Source organism: Comamonas sp. w2-DMI, assembly GCF_040187735.1.
GTDB classification, from domain to species: Bacteria; Pseudomonadota; Gammaproteobacteria; order Burkholderiales; family Burkholderiaceae_C; genus Comamonas; species Comamonas terrae.
On record NZ_JBANEL010000002.1, the window covers coordinates 53,066 to 69,063 of the forward strand.

The 15,998-nt window shown below is 65.3% G+C and carries 15 protein-coding genes; 12 read left to right on the forward strand and 3 right to left on the reverse strand.

The features are described from left to right. Window positions 1–241: 241 nt before the first annotated feature. Entirely contained in the window at window positions 242–2,179 is a 1,938-nt protein-coding gene (locus tag V8Z74_RS02975; RefSeq protein ID WP_349707866.1) for an enterochelin esterase domain-containing protein, read from the forward strand. A gap of 109 nt (window positions 2,180–2,288) precedes the next feature. Here the strand turns inward: V8Z74_RS02975 and V8Z74_RS02980 are convergent, their stop codons facing one another. Together V8Z74_RS02980 and V8Z74_RS02985 are read right to left on the reverse strand one after the other, a co-directional pair. Next, window positions 2,289–3,170, reverse strand: a complete 882-nt coding sequence (locus V8Z74_RS02980; RefSeq protein ID WP_349707867.1) for an enoyl-CoA hydratase-related protein — start codon at window positions 3,168–3,170, stop codon at window positions 2,289–2,291. Window positions 3,171–3,343: 173 nt separating this feature from the next. Next, window positions 3,344–4,876, reverse strand: coding sequence for a helicase HerA-like domain-containing protein (locus V8Z74_RS02985; RefSeq protein WP_349707869.1), 1,533 nt, complete (start codon window positions 4,874–4,876; stop codon window positions 3,344–3,346). An 80-nt stretch (window positions 4,877–4,956) separates the two neighbouring features. On the opposite strand from V8Z74_RS02985, the gene V8Z74_RS02990 reads away from it, so the two are divergent. From V8Z74_RS02990 to V8Z74_RS03040, 11 genes are all read left to right on the forward strand, one after another. Next, window positions 4,957–5,676, forward strand: coding sequence for a YebC/PmpR family DNA-binding transcriptional regulator (locus V8Z74_RS02990; RefSeq protein ID WP_349707870.1), 720 nt, complete (start codon window positions 4,957–4,959; stop codon window positions 5,674–5,676). Continuing rightward, complete coding sequence (gene purD, locus V8Z74_RS02995) at window positions 5,673–6,956, forward strand: phosphoribosylamine--glycine ligase (protein ID WP_349707871.1); 1,284 nt, start codon at window positions 5,673–5,675, stop codon at window positions 6,954–6,956. Before V8Z74_RS02990 ends, purD begins: the two co-directional genes overlap by 4 nt. A gap of 7 nt (window positions 6,957–6,963) precedes the next feature. After that, window positions 6,964–7,917, forward strand: coding sequence for an oxygen-dependent coproporphyrinogen oxidase (hemF, locus tag V8Z74_RS03000; RefSeq protein WP_349707872.1), 954 nt, complete (start codon window positions 6,964–6,966; stop codon window positions 7,915–7,917). A 243-nt stretch (window positions 7,918–8,160) separates the two neighbouring features. Beyond that, complete coding sequence (gene rsfS, locus V8Z74_RS03005; protein ID WP_349707873.1) at window positions 8,161–8,841, forward strand: ribosome silencing factor; 681 nt, start codon at window positions 8,161–8,163, stop codon at window positions 8,839–8,841. 24 nt (window positions 8,842–8,865) lie between these two features. Then, complete coding sequence (gene rlmH, locus V8Z74_RS03010) at window positions 8,866–9,345, forward strand: 23S rRNA (pseudouridine(1915)-N(3))-methyltransferase RlmH (protein WP_066470079.1); 480 nt, start codon at window positions 8,866–8,868, stop codon at window positions 9,343–9,345. Window positions 9,346–9,464: 119 nt separating this feature from the next. Then, on the forward strand, window positions 9,465–10,079 hold the full coding sequence (locus V8Z74_RS03015) for a Maf family protein (RefSeq protein ID WP_066470075.1): 615 nt from the start codon (window positions 9,465–9,467) through the stop codon (window positions 10,077–10,079). A 171-nt stretch (window positions 10,080–10,250) separates the two neighbouring features. Continuing rightward, complete coding sequence (gene rng, locus V8Z74_RS03020; protein WP_066470072.1) at window positions 10,251–11,738, forward strand: ribonuclease G; 1,488 nt, start codon at window positions 10,251–10,253, stop codon at window positions 11,736–11,738. 451 nt (window positions 11,739–12,189) lie between these two features. Then, window positions 12,190–12,522 (forward strand): H-NS histone family protein, encoded by a 333-nt coding sequence (locus V8Z74_RS03025; protein WP_066470069.1) that lies wholly within the window; start codon window positions 12,190–12,192, stop codon window positions 12,520–12,522. Window positions 12,523–12,928: 406 nt separating this feature from the next. Then, the gene (locus V8Z74_RS03030) at window positions 12,929–13,690 is read left to right on the forward strand and encodes an autoinducer binding domain-containing protein (protein WP_349707874.1); all 762 of its coding nucleotides are present in this window, start codon (window positions 12,929–12,931) and stop codon (window positions 13,688–13,690) included. Window positions 13,691–13,999: 309 nt separating this feature from the next. Beyond that, a complete protein-coding gene (locus tag V8Z74_RS03035; protein WP_349707875.1) occupies window positions 14,000–14,401 on the forward strand; it encodes a DUF4902 domain-containing protein in 402 nt (133 codons plus the stop codon). Between the two features lie 68 nt (window positions 14,402–14,469). Further along, window positions 14,470–15,039 carry an acyl-homoserine-lactone synthase gene (locus V8Z74_RS03040; RefSeq protein WP_349707877.1) on the forward strand — a complete coding sequence of 190 codons (570 nt, stop codon included), beginning with the start codon at window positions 14,470–14,472 and terminating at the stop codon, window positions 15,037–15,039. Between the two features lie 73 nt (window positions 15,040–15,112). Here V8Z74_RS03040 and V8Z74_RS03045 read toward each other — a convergent pair whose 3' ends face one another. After that, a complete protein-coding gene (locus tag V8Z74_RS03045) occupies window positions 15,113–15,871 on the reverse strand; it encodes an autoinducer binding domain-containing protein (RefSeq protein WP_349707879.1) in 759 nt (252 codons plus the stop codon). Between the last annotated feature and the right edge of the window lie 127 nt (window positions 15,872–15,998).

The following is a 15,998-nucleotide window of genomic DNA, read 5'->3' on the forward strand; positions in this document are numbered from 1 at the left end:
GCGGCCTGGCGGCCGCAAGCAAGAGGGACTCCCGATACCGCAGCATATCGGTTTGCGCCGCCGTGGTTGTCGCGAGCGGTGCAGCCGCGCATGCTGGCGAGGGCAGATGAGCGCCACATTAACAAGGCCGGTTCGCCGTGGGGGAACGACGCTACAATTTTTGGAGAATGAAAATCATTCTTGATGAATCCTGAGCCAAGCATCTCGTTCTAGCCAAGGGAGTGGAGTCTACGAGGTCGACATGGATCAGAACTTCGATGGCGCGGGCACCGGCTGCCGCGCGGCACGCACCTACCGCCATGCATCCAGCAAGCCGTTGCACGGCTGGCGATGCGGCACCTTTTCCGCCGGGCTGGCCCTGGCATGCGCCATGCTCGCGGCAGCCGGCTGCACGGCCGGCGCCCGGCGCGATGCCAGGGAGGCAGCGGCGGCATCCGCAGCCGCCAATGCCGCAGAAAGCGCCGCGCCCCTGATGCCGATGCAGGCCGCCTCGGGACAGCTGCAGGCATGGGAGGCCCGGCGCTGGACGGTGCAGGCGCCTGCCGGCGCGGTGGTGCAGGGACGGCTGCAGGCGCTGGATCTGGTGCTGGATGTGGAAACGCCGGCGGGCCGGCATATCCGGCGGCTGTCCTCCGGGCTGGGCGTGGAGCAGTCCTTCACCTGGCAGACGCGGGGCGCGCAGCAGGAGCGGCTGGTGCTGCGCCGCAGCGCGGGCGGCCTGGCGTCCGCGCCCTACGCGCAGCAGCTGTGCGAGCAGGAGGCGGGCCTGCAGCCCTGTGCGCAAGGCGAGAGCAAGGCTTTCGGGCCGGGCCGCTACCGGTTGCAGATAGACAGCGTCCGGCCTGCGGCTGCGGCCCCCGCGGCGCCCGGGCTCGCGGCGCAGCAACCTTTGCTGAGCCCCACGCTCCAGGACTTGCGCGCGCAGCTGGAGCGGGGGCAGGGGAGCGAGTCCTTCTGGAAAGCCATGGCCGCCCGGGGAACTCCGCTGGTCGAACCCTGGGATGGCCGGCACCGGCTGGTGACCTTTCTGTGGCGCGGCGCGCGCGAGTCCGTGCGCCTTTTCGGCAGCCCCTCGGGCAACCACGATCTGCTGCAGCAACTGGGCGGCAGCGATGTCTGGTGGGCCAGCTTTGTGATGCCCGACGATGCCCGGCTCAGCTACGGCCTGGCGCCGGATGTGCCGCATGTCCAGGGCTCGGCCATGGAGCAGCGGCGGGCCATTCTCGCCACCTTGCAGCGCGACCCGCTGAATCCCCAGGCCTGGGGCGAGGCCGATCCGCAGCGTGGCGCGGCCGATGCCTTCGACGGGCGCTCGGTGCTGAGCCTGCCGCGGGCGCCCCTGCAGCCCTGGGTGGCGCCCCGGGCGGCCGGGCAGGTGGCGGAAGGCTCCTCCGGTACGGGTGAACTGGCACGGTACTGGGTGCAGAGCCGGGCGCTGGACAACGGCCGCGACGTCTGGGTCTACCGGCCGGCAGGCTGGAAGCGCACGCCATGGCTGCAGCGCAACCTGCTGGTGCTCTTCGATGCCCACGCCTATCTGCAGCAGGTGCCCACGCCGCGCATTGTCGAGAACCTGATGGCCGACGGACTGCTGTCCGCCACGGCCATCGTGCTCGTGGCCAACGCGGGCGGCAATGCCCGGGCCGAGGAGCTGCCGCCCAATCCCGCGTTCGCGGACTTCATGGGCTCCACGCTCATGCCCTGGCTGCAGCAGCGGGGCATGGCGGCGCCGGCGGCCCGTACGGTGCTGGCCGGCTCCAGCTATGGGGGGCTGGCTGCCAGCTATGTGGCCATGCGCCATCCGGGGCGCTTTGGCAATGTGCTGAGCCTGTCGGGTTCGTACTGGTGGGCTCCGGGGCAGCAGCCGCCCAACTGGCTGGCGCGGCAGTATGCGGCCGGCCCGCGCCTGCCTGTGCGCTTTTACCTCGATGCGGGCCTGTACGAGGGCGCGCGCGGCGGCCAGGCCGGCATCCGCGAAACCAGCCGGGAGCTGGGCGATGTGCTGCAGTCCAGGGGCTATGCGGTGATCCGGCGCGAGCACAGCACGGGCCACGACTATGTGCACTGGCAGGGTTCGCTGGCCTGTGGCCTGCTGGCCTTGCTGGGCGATGAAAGCGCCCGGGCCGGGGAATCGGTGAGGGCGGCCTGCCCGGCCGAGCCTTTGTTTGCCGCCAGATAGGCGGCGCTTTTGACGCGACCCGTTCCGAAGCCGCAGGCTGGTGCTTGTCAGGGAGTTTCCATGAAAATGGATGGCAACCCACGTTGGCAAAGCGTTTTCAGCTATGGAATCAGGATTGCGGGTCTGTCGAGACGGAAAAGCCGCGCACTGCAGCCAGCGGCGGAAAGTCTGCTTCGCGCTTGCCCTGCATGGCGGATACGGCTTCCATCACATGGCGGTTGCTCCAGATGCCGCTCTGCACCCAGCCCATTTGCTGCAGGGCGTCGTGCACGCCGTGGTCGCGCGCATAGTTGATGACCTGCTTGCTGCCCCAGATGGCGATCGGCGGCTTCGCGGCGATCTCGCGTGCGCAGGCCAGTGCTGCGGTCACCACGGCCTCGTGGCTCTCGAACACGGCATTGACCAGGCCGTGGCTGGCTGCTTCCTGGGCGCTCATGCGCCGGCCGGTATAGGCCAGCTCCTTGACGATGCCCAGCGGCATGAGCTTGGGCAGGCGCTGCAGGCTGCCCAGGTCGGCCGTCATGCCGATATTGATTTCCTGGATGCAGAAAAAGGCCTCGCGGCTTGCGTAGCGGATGCAGGCCGCAGCCACCAGGTCCAGCGCGCCGCCCACGCAGCCGCCGTGAATGGCGCAGATCACGGGCATGCGCAGCTCTTCGATGCGGTTGAAGGTGCTTTGCATGCGGGCCAGTGTGTCGACCAGCGCGGCCCGGCCTTCGGGGCTGCGGTCGTCGGGCGCGAATTGCGGATCGGCAAAGGTGTCCAGCGCCATGCCCGCAGAGAAATGCCTGCCCGTGCTGCTGATCACCAGCGCGCGGGAATCGCCGCTGCGGTGCAGCCTGTCCAGCACCAGGTCCAGCTCCTGCCAGAACGTGGGGTTGAGCGTGTTGAGCGCTTCGGGGCGATTCAGGATCAGATGGGCAATCCGGTCCGACAGATCGAGGCGAAAGCAGCTCAGCTGCAGGGGCGGGGTGGGCGTGTCGTGCGGCATGGCGCACATGGTGGACTGCCCTGGCGGGGCGCGCCGTCACGCTGGCGACTGGCTGCCGCCGGGCGGCATGGGGGGATTCCCGGGGTGCTTCGGCGCAGGCCGGGACATAAAAACACCCGGCTTGCGGCCGGGTGGCTGTTCTTCAAAAGCGGCCTGCAGCTGCCTGGATCGGCCTATCGCTTCTTGCCGCCCAGGATGCCGCCGAGCACGCCGCGCAGGATTTCCTTGCCTATGCTGTTGCCCACGGTGCGCACCGTGGACTTGGCCATGGTCTGCACCAGGCCGTCATACTGGCCGCCGCGCGGGCCGGTGCGGCCGAACAGCAGCTCCTTGAGGCCGTCCATCATGGCGCTGCCACCGGCTTCCTGCGCCGCGCCGGCAGCGCCCGCCGCGGCAGGCGCATCGCCGGGCTTGGCCGGCGTGGCGGAAGCGGCGCGCCCGCGCAGCACTTCATAGGCCGATTCGCGGTCCACCGCCTCTTCGTAGACGCCGGCCACCAGGGAGCGGGCCATGAGATCCTTGCGCTGCTCGGGCGTGATGGGGCCGATCTGGCTGCCCGGGGGAATCACATAGACACGCTCGGTCACGCCGGGGCGGCCTTTTTCGTCGAGGAAACTGACCAGCGCTTCGCCCACGGCCAGCTCGGTGATGGCCGCAGCAATGTCCAGCCCCGGGTTGGGGCGCATGGTGGAGGCGGCCGAGGCCACGGCCTTCTGGTCGCGCGGCGTGAAGGCGCGCAGCGCATGCTGCACGCGGTTGCCGAGCTGGCCCAGCACGGAATCGGGCACGTCCAGTGGGTTCTGGGTGACGAAATACACCCCCACGCCCTTGGAGCGCACCAGGCGCACCACCAGTTCGATGCGCTCGAGCAGCACCTTGGGCGCATCGTTGAACAGCAGATGGGCCTCGTCGAAGAAGAACACCAGCTTGGGCTTTTCGGGGTCGCCGATCTCGGGCAACTGCTCGAACAGCTCGGACAGCAGCCACAGCAGAAAGGTCGAGTACAGGCGCGGGGCATTCATGAGCTTGTCCGCGGCCAGGATGTTGACCATGCCGCGGCCGTCGGCATCGGTCTGCATCAGGTCGTTGATGTTGAGCATGGGCTCCCCGAAGAACCTGTCGCCGCCCTGGGACTCGATGGCGAGCAGGCCGCGCTGTATGGCGCCTATGCTGGCCGAGCTGATGTTGCCGTATTCCGTGGTGAACTGCTTGGCGTTGTCGCCCACGTGCTGGAGCATGGCGCGCAGGTCCTTGAGGTCCAGCAGCAGCAGGCCGTTGTCGTCCGCGATCTTGAACACGATATTGAGCACGCCCATCTGCGTCTCGTTGAGATTGAGCATGCGGCCGATAAGCAGCGGCCCCATGTCGGAGATGGTGGCGCGCACGGGATGGCCCTGCTCGCCGAACACGTCCCACAGCGTGGCGGGGCAGGCCAAGGGCTCGGGAAGAGCGATGCCGCGGTCCTTGAGCGAGGCGGCAAGCTTGTCGCCCACCTTGCCGCTCTGGCTGATGCCGCCGAGGTCGCCCTTGATGTCGGCCAGGAAGACCGGGACGCCGATCTGCGAGAAGCTCTCGGCCAGTTTCTGCAGGGTCACGGTCTTGCCGGTACCTGTGGCGCCGGTGATCAGGCCGTGCCGATTGGCCATGCCGGGCAGCAGCGCGCATTCTGTGGCAGAGTGCTGGGCAATCAAAAGGGGTGAAGCCATTTCGGGTTTCCTCGGAGCTAGCGTTCAGTCAAAAGTAAAATCTCGCCTGCTAGGTTAAATCAAATATCAAAGGACTCTCTGTGGCAGGACACAGCAAATGGGCCAACATCCAGCACCGCAAGGGTCGCCAGGATGAGAAGCGCGGCAAGATATGGACACGGATTATTCGTGAAATCATGGTGGCTGCGCGCCAGGGCGGCGGCGACCTGAACGCCAATCCGCGCCTGCGCCTGGCCGTGGAAAAGGCCAAGGCCGCCAACATGCCGGCCGACAACATCAAGCGCAACATCGACAAGGCCACGGGCAACCTCGAAGGCGTGAGCTACGAGGAAATCCGCTATGAGGGCTACGGCATCGGCGGCGCGGCCATCATCGTGGACACCATGACCGACAACCGCGTGCGCACCGTGGCCGACGTGCGCCACGCCTTCAGCAAGTACGGCGGCAACATGGGCACCGAAGGCTCGGTGGCCTTCCAGTTCAGGCACGTGGGCCAGCTTGTCTTTGCGCCCGGCACCAGCGAGGACAAGGTCATGGAAGTGGCGCTGGAAGCCGGCGCTGAGGACGTGATCACCGACGACGAAGGCGCCATCGAGGTACTGACCGCGCCGGCCGATTTCGAAGCCGTGCGCGATGCGCTCCAGGCCGCGGGCCTGACGCCCGAGGTGGCGGAAGTGACCATGCGCCCCGAAAATACCGTCGCCCTGGAAGGCGACGACGCAGCCCGCATGCAGAAGCTGCTGGACATGATTGAAGATCTGGACGACGTGCAGGACGTCTACCACAACGCTGAACTATGAAAATTCTTGTGATTGGCGGCGGTGGCCGTGAACACGCCCTGGCGTGGAAACTGGCCGAATCGCCCAAGGCGACCAAGGTCTATGTGGCTCCTGGCAATGGCGGTACCGCCCTGGCCGGCGGCAAGATTGAAAACCTCGGTATCACCGACGTGCAGGCCCTGCGCGAATGGGCGCAGGCCGAGAAGATCGGCCTGACCGTCGTCGGCCCCGAGGCGCCGCTGGCGGCCGGCGTGGTCGACGAGTTCCGTACCCACGGCCTGCGCATCTTCGGCCCGGCCAGGGCCGCAGCCCAGCTGGAGAGCTCCAAGGCTTTCTCCAAGGACTTCATGGCGCGCCACGGCATTCCCACGGCGCAGTACGAGACCTTTACCGATCCCGCGGCTGCCCACGCCTATGTGGAACGCCTGGGCGCGCCCATCGTCATCAAGGCCGATGGCCTGGCGGCCGGCAAGGGCGTGGTCGTGGCCACTTCGCTGCAGGAGGCCCACGATGCCGTGGACTTCATGCTGGTGGACAACAAGTACGGCGTCACGCACAACGAGGGCGGTGCCCGCGTGGTGATCGAGGAATTCCTCGACGGCGAGGAAGCCAGCTTCATCGTGCTGTGCGACGGCAAGAACGTGCTGGCCCTGGCCACCAGCCAGGACCACAAGCGCCTCAAGGATGGCGACCAGGGCCCGAACACGGGCGGCATGGGCGCGTATTCGCCCGCGCCCGTGGTCACGGCCGACGTGCACGCCCGCGCCATGCGCGAGATCATCCTGCCCACCATCCGCGGCATGGAAAAGGACGGCATTCCCTACACCGGATTCCTGTACGCCGGCCTGATGATCGACAAGAGCGGCCATCCCAAGACGCTGGAGTTCAACTGCCGCATGGGCGATCCCGAGACCCAGCCCATCATGATGCGCCTCAAGAGCGATCTGGTGGATGTGATGCTGGCGGCCACCGATGGCAAGCTCGACCAGGTCGAGCTGCAATGGGACCGCCGCACGGCGCTGGGCGTGGTGATGGCCGCTGCCGGCTATCCCGAGGACCCGCGCAAGGGCGATGCCATCACCGGCCTGCCGGCCGCGGCCGATGACGCCATGGTCTTCCATGCCGGTACCCAGCTGCGCGACGGCGTGCCCGTGACCAGCGGCGGCCGCGTGCTGTGCGTGACCGTGCTGGCCGACAGCGTCAAGCAGGCCCAGCAGAAGGTGTACGACGTGGCGCGCGGCATCCATTTCGATGGAGCCCAGTACCGCCGCGACATCGGCCATCGCGCAGTCAAGGGCTGACGGCCGTATGGCAAGCCCGGCGAACGTATCGCCTTGCGAGCAGCTGCCCGTGGCCCAGGTGCGCGAGTACCTCACGGGGCTGCAGGCACGCATCACCCAGGCGCTGGAAGGCCTTGAAGGCGAGGGCGGCGCGCGCTTCGTGCACGACGCCTGGCGCAAAGGCCCCGAGGAAAAGCTGCAGGGGGATGGCATCACCCGCATCATGGAAGGCGGGCGTGTGTTCGAGCGCGCCGGCTGCGGCTTCTCGCATGTGCGGGGGCCGCAGCTGCCGCCTTCGGCCACGCAGCACCGGCCCGAGCTGGCCGGCGCGCCTTTCGAGGCCATGGGCGTATCCCTGGTGTTCCATCCGCGCAACCCCTATGTCCCGACGGTGCACATGAACGTGCGCATGATCGCGGCCGGCCATGAGGGCCAGCCCAAGACCTGCTGGTTCGGCGGCGGCATGGACCTGACGCCCGTGTATGGCTTCGAAGAGGATGCGGTGCATTTCCACCGCAGCTGCCGCGATGCGCTCGCGCCGTTCGGCGCCGAGCTGTATCCGCGCTTCAAGCAGTGGTGCGACGAGTACTTCTACCTCAAGCACCGCCACGAGCAGCGCGGTATCGGCGGCATCTTCTTCGATGACTTTGCCGAACTGGGCCAGCAGCGCAGCTTTGCCATGCTGCAATCGGTGGGCGATTCCTTCCTGGGGGCCTATCTGCCCATTGTGGAGCGCCGCAGGAACGCCGAGTACGGGCCGGCGCAGGTGGATTTCCAGCGCTACCGCCGTGGCCGCTATGTGGAGTTCAACCTGGTCTGGGATCGCGGCACGCATTTCGGCCTGCAGTCGGGCGGGCGCACCGAATCCATTTTGCTGTCCATGCCGCTGCATGCGAGCTGGAGCTACCAGCGCGAAGATGCGCCGGGCACCCCGGAGCGCGAGCTGGTGGACAAATTCCTGGTGCGCCGGGACTGGTTGTGACCGGAGCTGGAAATTGCCTTGCCGGCAGCGCATAAAGCCCCGTCAGCAGGGAAATTTCCAGAAAACTATAATTTCCATAGCTGTGTGCGCTGGGCGGATCTTCCTGCTCCAGGCGCACCGACACTTTCAAGGCGTGGTGGACGAGGCTTTACGGGCCGAGCTTTCCGCTTCTGAGCCAACCCTGATACGGGCCGGGCGCAGCACACGCTATATTGACCCCATCTTTACTGATTCCATCGCCTGATGACCACCTCCATCAAATCGGATTCCGCAGCCAAGCGCGACGTCACCAAACTGCAGCGAGCCATCGTCGACGGCCTCGAGGACGTCAAGGCCCAAGATATCCAGGTGTTCAACACCGAAGCGCTGTCGCCCCTGTTCGAGCGCGTCATCGTGGCATCGGGCACTTCCAACCGCCAGACCAAGGCGCTGGCCTCCAGCGTGCGCGAAGCCGTCAAGAAGGCGGGCTTTCCCGTGCCGCGCCAGGAAGGCGAGGAAAACGGCGAATGGATCATCGTGGACTGCGGCTCTGCCGTGGCGCACATCATGCAGCCGGCCATCCGCCAGTACTACCGCCTGGAAGAAATCTGGGGCGAAACGCCCGTGCGCATGAAGCTGGGCGCAGTCAAGCCCAAGGCCGCCAGCACCCGAAAGCATGTGGTCAAGGCGGATGCCGAGGCCGCCGAGCCCGCAGCCAAGAAACCGGCTGCAAAGAAGGCTGCGGCCAAGCCTGCTGCAACCAAGACGGCCACCAAGCCCGCCGCAAAGAAAACCGCAGCCAAGCCTGCAACTGCCGCGAAGCCCGCGGCAAAAGCCGCTGCCCCCAAGGCCGTGAAGACCGTGGTGGTGAACCGGCCCGCGAAGTCCGCAGCCAAGACGGCGGCAAAGCCCGCTGCCAAGCGCGCCTCCCGCGCCAAGGCCTAAGCTGCTCATTCCACTGCTCGCGCAATGAGATTGACCATCGTGGCCGTGGGCCAGCATGTGCCCGACTGGGCGCAGACGGCCTACGACGACTATGCCAAGCGCTTTCCGCCGGAGCTCAAAGTGGAGCTCAAGGCCGTCAAGACCGAGCCGCGCGGCTCCAAGACGGTGGAGACGCTTTATGCGGCCGAGCGCAAGCGCATCGAGGCCGCGATCGGGACGGCGGCGCGCGGCACCCCCCGCATCGTGGTGCTCGACGAGCGCGGCACCAGCCTCACGACCAAGGCCCTGGCCCAGCGCCTCAAGGGCTGGCAGCTCGAGGGCGACGATGTGGTGCTGGTGATCGGCGGACCCGACGGACTCGATCCCGAGTTCAAGGCCGGTGCCCACGAGCGTATCCGGCTTTCGGACCTGACACTGCCCCATGCCATGGTGCGCGTGCTGCTGATCGAGCAGCTTTACCGCGCCTGGTCGGTCAATGCCGGCCACCCCTACCACCGCGAGTAGGCTTCTGCGCCGGGCCGGTGTCCTGTGCGCCCTGCAGAGCGGCGAACAGCGTGATACTATGATTTTGATAGCCGCTGGCGCTTGATGGGCAAGTGCTGGCAGTACATTTCATTCGAATCATGGCGCCGTTCATCTATCTTGCCTCCCAAAGTCCCCGCCGCCGCCAACTGCTCGAGCAGCTGGGCGTGGCCCACGAGTTGCTGCTGCCCAATGCGGCGGGCGACATTGCCGAGGATGCCGAGGCCATCGAGCTCGAGCGGCCGGGCGAGTCGCCGCGCGACTATGTGCAGCGCGTGACCGCTGCCAAGCTCGATGCGGCCGTGGCCCGCCATGGCCGCCGCGGCCTGGCTCCGGCGCCCATCCTGTGCTCGGACACCACGGTGGCACTGGGCGCGCAGATCCTCGGCAAGCCGGCGGATGCCGTGGATGCCGCGCGCATTCTGGGCCTGCTCTCCGGACAGGCGCACGAGGTACTGACCGCCGTGGCCGTGCAGCACGGGCAGCAGCGCCTGCAGGCGCTGTCGGTTTCCAGCGTGCGCTTTGCGCCCTTGACGGCGGCGCAGATCGCCGCCTATGTGGCCACGGGCGAGCCCATGGGCAAGGCAGGCGCCTACGGCATACAGGGCCGGGCGGCTGCCCATATCGAGGAAATCCGCGGCAGCTACTCGGGCATCATGGGCCTGCCGGTGTTCGAGACTGCAGGTCTGCTGCGCGCGCTAGGCTGGGCGCTGTAGGCACGCGTTCCGAAGGGAAGCCGGTCCTGTCCGGGCCGCAAAGGACGGGCCGGCTCCGGCGCTGCAATTTCACGCAAACCGTTCGGGTCTGTGTCTTGCGGATGCCATGCCCGCACCGCACACTGGTGCCTGCCGAAAAGAACAACAACGTACACGAAAGACAACATGCCAATGCAGCAGGACATTCTGATCAACTGGTCGCCGCAGGAAACGCGGGTGGCCGTCATCGAAAACGGAGCCGTGCAGGAGTTGCACATGGAGCGGCCGCTGGAGCGTGGCCTCGTCGGCAACATCTATCTGGGCAAGGTCTCGCGCGTGCTGCCCGGCATGCAGTCGGCCTTCATCGACATCGGCCTGGAGCGCGCCGCCTTTCTGCACGTGGCCGATGTGTGGCAGCGCCAGGAAAACGGCGAGGCGCCCATGTTCGCGCGCAAGGATGTGCCACAGATACCCATCGAGAAGCAGGTGTTCGAGGGCCAGACCATCATGGTCCAGGTCATCAAGGATCCGATAGGCACCAAGGGCGCGCGCCTGTCCACGCAGATCAGCATTGCCGGGCGCCTGCTGGTGTTCCTGCCGCAGGACGACCATATCGGCATCTCGCAGAAGATTCCCCAGCACGAGCGCGATGCGCTGCGTGCGCGGCTGCAGGCGCTGGTGGGTACCAAGGAGACCGGCGGTGGCGGCGGCTTCATCCTGCGCACCAATGGAGAGGATTCCAGCGACGGCGAACTGGCCGAGGACATCCGCTATCTGCGCAAGACCTGGGCCCGCATCAAGGACGCATCGCAGAAGCTGCCGCCCATGTCGGTGCTGCACCAGGATCTGAACCTGCTGCAGCGCGTGTTGCGGGACCTTGTGGGCGAGACCACCCAGAGCATACGCATCGACTCCCGGGAGCAGTTCGCGCTGCTCAAGGCCTTCGGCCAGGAATACATGCCGGCGGCCGTGCCCAAGCTGGCGCTGTACAAGGGCGAACGGCCGATCTTCGACCTGTATTCGATAGACGAGGAAATCGCCCGGGCCCTCGGGCGGCGCGTGGACCTCAAGTCGGGCGGCTACCTGATCGTGGACCAGACCGAGGCGCTCACCACCATCGACGTGAACACCGGCGGCTTTGTCGGCGCGCGCAACTTCGACGACACCATCTTCAAGACCAACCTTGAAGCGGCCCACGCGATTGCGCGCCAGCTGCGCCTGCGCAATCTGGGCGGCATCATCATCGTGGACTTCATCGACATGGTGCGCGAGGACCACCAGAACGAGGTGCTCTCGGAATTTCGCCGCCAGCTGGCGCGGGACCGTGTCAAGACCATGGCCGGTGGTTTTTCCCAGCTGGGCCTGGTGGAGATGACGCGCAAGCGCACGCGCGAATCGCTGGCCCATATGCTGTGCGAACCGTGCCCGGCCTGCGCGGGCAAGGGCAACGTGAAAACGGCGCGCAGCATCTGCTATGAAGTGCTGCGCGAGATCCTGCGCGAGGCGCGCCAGTTCAATCCGAGGGAATTCCGTGTCGTGGCTTCGCCCAAGGTCGTGGAAATGTTCCTGGACGAGGAAAGCCAGCATCTGGCCAGCCTCTCGGACTTCATCGGCAAGCCGATTTCGCTGCAGGCCGAGACAGCCATGGCGCAGGAGCAATACGACATCGTCTTGCTGTGAAGCACGAGACGGGCTGAATTTCGCATAGGCGTCGCCAGACAGGTCCATTGTCTGGCGATTTGCTTTGGGGTACCCGTTTCCATCGGAATCGTGTATCGGGCAGCCCGCAAACGGCGAGAAAAGGAAACCGTCTTGTGGCCAATGCGTGCGCAGAAGGGCAGGGACAGTTTTTCCGGATAGGCAATGATTCCGGCTCGCTCCTGCCGTCTTGGGGATTTTTCAGCTTTTGAATCGCGGACCGGCGGCGTATGGACATGAAATAGCGGGCCGTGCGATTTCCAAATACTCATGGCGCAATGCAGGAGAGGCAAACCGCTGATTCGGAAGGCAGCCTGGCGAATGTTTGGAAGGGAAAACCTACTAATTTTTGTAGGTAGAGGCTGCTGCTTTGGTTAGACTCCAGGAATGGCATGCGGGGTTTGTATGCCATCAAATTCAATGGAGTGATTCAATGACGCAGACCAGTCCCGTTCGAACCTATGCAGAAGTTCTTCAGCAGATCAAGATCCTGCAGGAAGAGGCCGAAGTATTGCGCCGTGCGGAAATCGCCAATGCCGTGGCCCGGGTCAGAGAGGCTGTTTCGAATTACGGACTGACCGCAGAGGACATTTTCGGGACGGGAAAATCCGCCAAATCCAGGTCGCGTACCGCCGAAACCAAAACGGTTCCCGTGAAATACAGCGACGGGGCCGGAAATTCCTGGACAGGTCGCGGTCGCTCTCCCGCCTGGTTCCTGGAGGCCCTGGCGGCCGGCAAGAAACCCGAAGATATGCTGGTCAACTGAATGTCCCTGTTTTCTGCTGCGGCGCCTGGCACGGGTAGTGCGGGCCCCCCAGGGGCGCAACCGCCAGGAAGGCCAAGTACCTGTCAGGCGCGCTGCATCGGAATCAGAAAGCGAATCCAGGCCGCTGCGGCCTGAACCATCGGCTGGTGCCGGCATGCCCGATACCGGTTGGGCATATTGCTTCCCTTTTTCAAACGCATTTTTTACGGCAAGACCTGCGCCTGCTCGCCGAAGCGATCGGCCCAGGAGGCACTCTGTTGCAGATCGTGCATTGACCTGTTCCGTCCCGGTGGCGCGGCGACCTTGAGCCAGCAGGCTGCTTTGCATGAAGCGGATGCTGAAATATTCAACTTGCCTTGGGACTTCAGCGATTCAACCGGCCGGCTAGGCATGAATCAGCAGGCTGATGCTCGATGCGGCTTTTGCGGGAATCAACGGCGATATGGAAAAGATACTGGGCTGGGCAGAGGATGTGCTGAACGCTTCTTCAAATGCCAAGACGGAGAACGAGCTTTTCGAAGAGGTGCGGCGCGCTGCCTATGAAATCGGTTTCGAGTACTGCGCTTACGGCATGCGGCTGGCTCTGCCGGTTTCCAGGCCCGCACATTTCCTGATAAACAATTATTCCTCGCAATGGTGCGCCCGCTACGAGCGCAGAGGCTACATCGAGCAGGATCCCACCGTGATGCATGGAGCACGCTCGCCCGAGCCGCTGGTGTGGAGCGACGAGCTGTTTGCTCCGGCCCCTGAACTATGGGAAGAGGCCAGGTGTGCGGGGCTTCGGGTAGGGTGGGCCCAGGGAAGCCCCACGCGCAACGGTGTGGCCGGGATGCTCACACTGGCCCGGTCGGCGGAGCCGTTGTCCGCTGCAGAGCTCGAGGCAAAAAGCCTGCGCATGCGCTGGTTGTCCAGCATTGCGCATGTGGGTTTCCAGCGCCTGGTGGATACACGAAGCATCGTCTGTCCGGAAATCGTCGAGCTGACGAGCCGCGAGAAAGAGGTGCTTCAGTGGTCTGCGGTCGGAAAGACGATACCGGATATCTCCGATATTTTGCTCATCTCGGCGGACACCGTGAGGTTTCATACCCGCAACGTGCTTGAAAAGCTCAATGTCTCCAACCGCACGGCGGCAGTGGCCCGAGCCGCATATCTCGGCTTGCTCGATTGACCCACGGCTAGCCAGCCCGGGCACAGGCCCGCCCTGTTGCAGGGGTCTTGCAATGCGCCGTATCTGCCGGCGCAGCAAGCGCTGCTTGTCCCAGCCGGGCCGGGCGCGGCGACATCCCGGCGCGGCCCGGGGTTTTGTCCTTGCCGCCTGCGTCCATGCCGCAGGCTCGCGGTTCAATACACTACCTGCTGCGCGGTTTGCGCCAATGTACCCATGCGAGCGGGCTTTGGATGAAGGGATCGCCGACCGGTGCAGCCTGGGTGCAGCGCCATTGGCTCCGGTATTTTGGTTCGCCCCGCAAGATAAGGGATGAATGTGGCAATCAACCAGATGGCATACGACGGATTCCTGAGAGTGGCACTTGAATCGGTGCTGAGCTCCAGGTTCGTCCACCTGATGTCGGACGTCGACCTTCATGTTCCGAATCATGCGAATCTGGCCCGCTGCGTCTGGGCGTATGGATATTCCGAGTGGCAAAGCCTTGACGCGAGGCCGATCTCTGTCGGCTGGGACTGGTGTGTCGTCGCGGACAGGAACGGCAAGCTGGCGCTCGAAAGGGACGGCGCGCTTCGAAGCAATGTGATGCTGGTCGACAGGTGCGGCCGGGATTTCGGCTGGCTGGAAAGTCTTGAGGTATTGGAGACGGTGATCGATGTGCTGCCCTGGCGGGAGCAGGTATGGCACAGAATGCCCAGTCCGTCACCCGCCTAGGTGAGTAGTTATGCGATCGATGCGGTTCCGGTGCAATGGCGCAGGGAAGGAAACCGCGAGAAATCAGCATGCAATTCATCACCGGCACTCAGGAGGCCTTGAACCCGCAGGTCATCTCGAAGATGGCCTCCTACAGGTATCGGGTCTTCGTGGAAAAACTGGGCTGGCAGCTCGAATGCGACGAGGGCCGGGAGCTGGACCAGTTCGACCGCCAGGACACGGTCTATGTCGTCGGCGAGGACGAGGCGGGCGAGGTCGTCGGCACGGCAAGATTGCTGCCCACCAGCAGGCCCTATCTGCTGGGTGAAGTATTTCCGCAGCTGATGGGCGGCGCGCCGGTTCCCCGCAGCCCTGCGATCTGGGAGCTGTCCAGGTTTGCCGCGGTGGATTTCAACGGCAGCATGCCCGGCCCGCTGGGGCAGTTTTCCTCCCATCTGACGCTGGAGCTGCTGCGCGCCACTGCGGCGGTGGCTTCTGCCCATGGGGCGCAGCGGCTCATCACCGTGTCGCCGCTGGGCATCGAGCGTCTCCTGCGCAACACGGGCTTCATGGCTCACCGGGCCGGACCCCCGGTGATGGTGAACGGCATGCCGATTCTGGCCTGCTGGATCGAACTGCCGGGCGTGCTTGCCGCCTGACGGCATGGCGCCCATCGGACGGCCGGGGCCGATGCCGGCTGGAATGCGGCTGCGCTGCTGCGTCCGGCGAGCGCTATTCGAGAAGCCCCAGCATGGCGGCGCGCAGGATGGCCGCCGACTTGTTGGGCGCAGCCAGTTTCTCCATGGCATTTTTCATATGGAAATTCACGGTGTGGGAAGAGATGGGCAGCATTGCAGCAATCTCGGCCACCGTTTTTCCGTCCGCGGACCAGCGCAGGATTTCAATTTCCCGTTCGGTCAGCGAAGGGATTTCGAAGGCATGCTGCTCTTGCGGATAAATGCGTGGAAAGTGCTCGTGGACCAGCACCGAGAGCCAGTGTATCTGCGTGCTTTTGGCCTGCAGTTCCCGTTCGGTCAGTGGTTCGTGGCTGCGGGCCAACGTCAGCATGCCGCGATTGCCAAAGCCATCGGTGATGAACTGCGCACATCCGACCTGCAGGCCTGCGTCGCGGGCCTCGGACCATAGCTGCTTGGCGCCGGCGAAGACTTCATCGCTCCAGACCAGGGGACGCATGGAGCGCCGGCTTGCCGCGATCGTCGGATCGTTTTTCACATACTCGGCTTCCGCATAGCGCTGCTGCCAGGCGCTCGGATAGTTGGAGATGATGCTTGCCGGCGGATTGGCAAGAGGGAGGGCGGGCTTGCGGCCATAGGCGAAGTAGTCAAACCCCAGGGACCGGGCGGCTTCGGCCAGAAACGAGGCCAATTCGTCGGGCCTTGTGAGCGAGGCAATATCGGAGGGCAGCGGGGCGCGCAAAGCTGGCATGGCGTCACCTTGTGTTTTGGAGCGCTCGGGAGAATGAAGCTTCATTATCGCGCCGCGGGACACCCTGCAGAAGGCCCGGCGGTTCGCTGCGGCGCAGGACAGCTGTCGGGGGTGTCGGAATTCGGCAGGCACGGCTGGGAGTGTGCGGCCGATAGGCGCTCCGGCGGTGCGT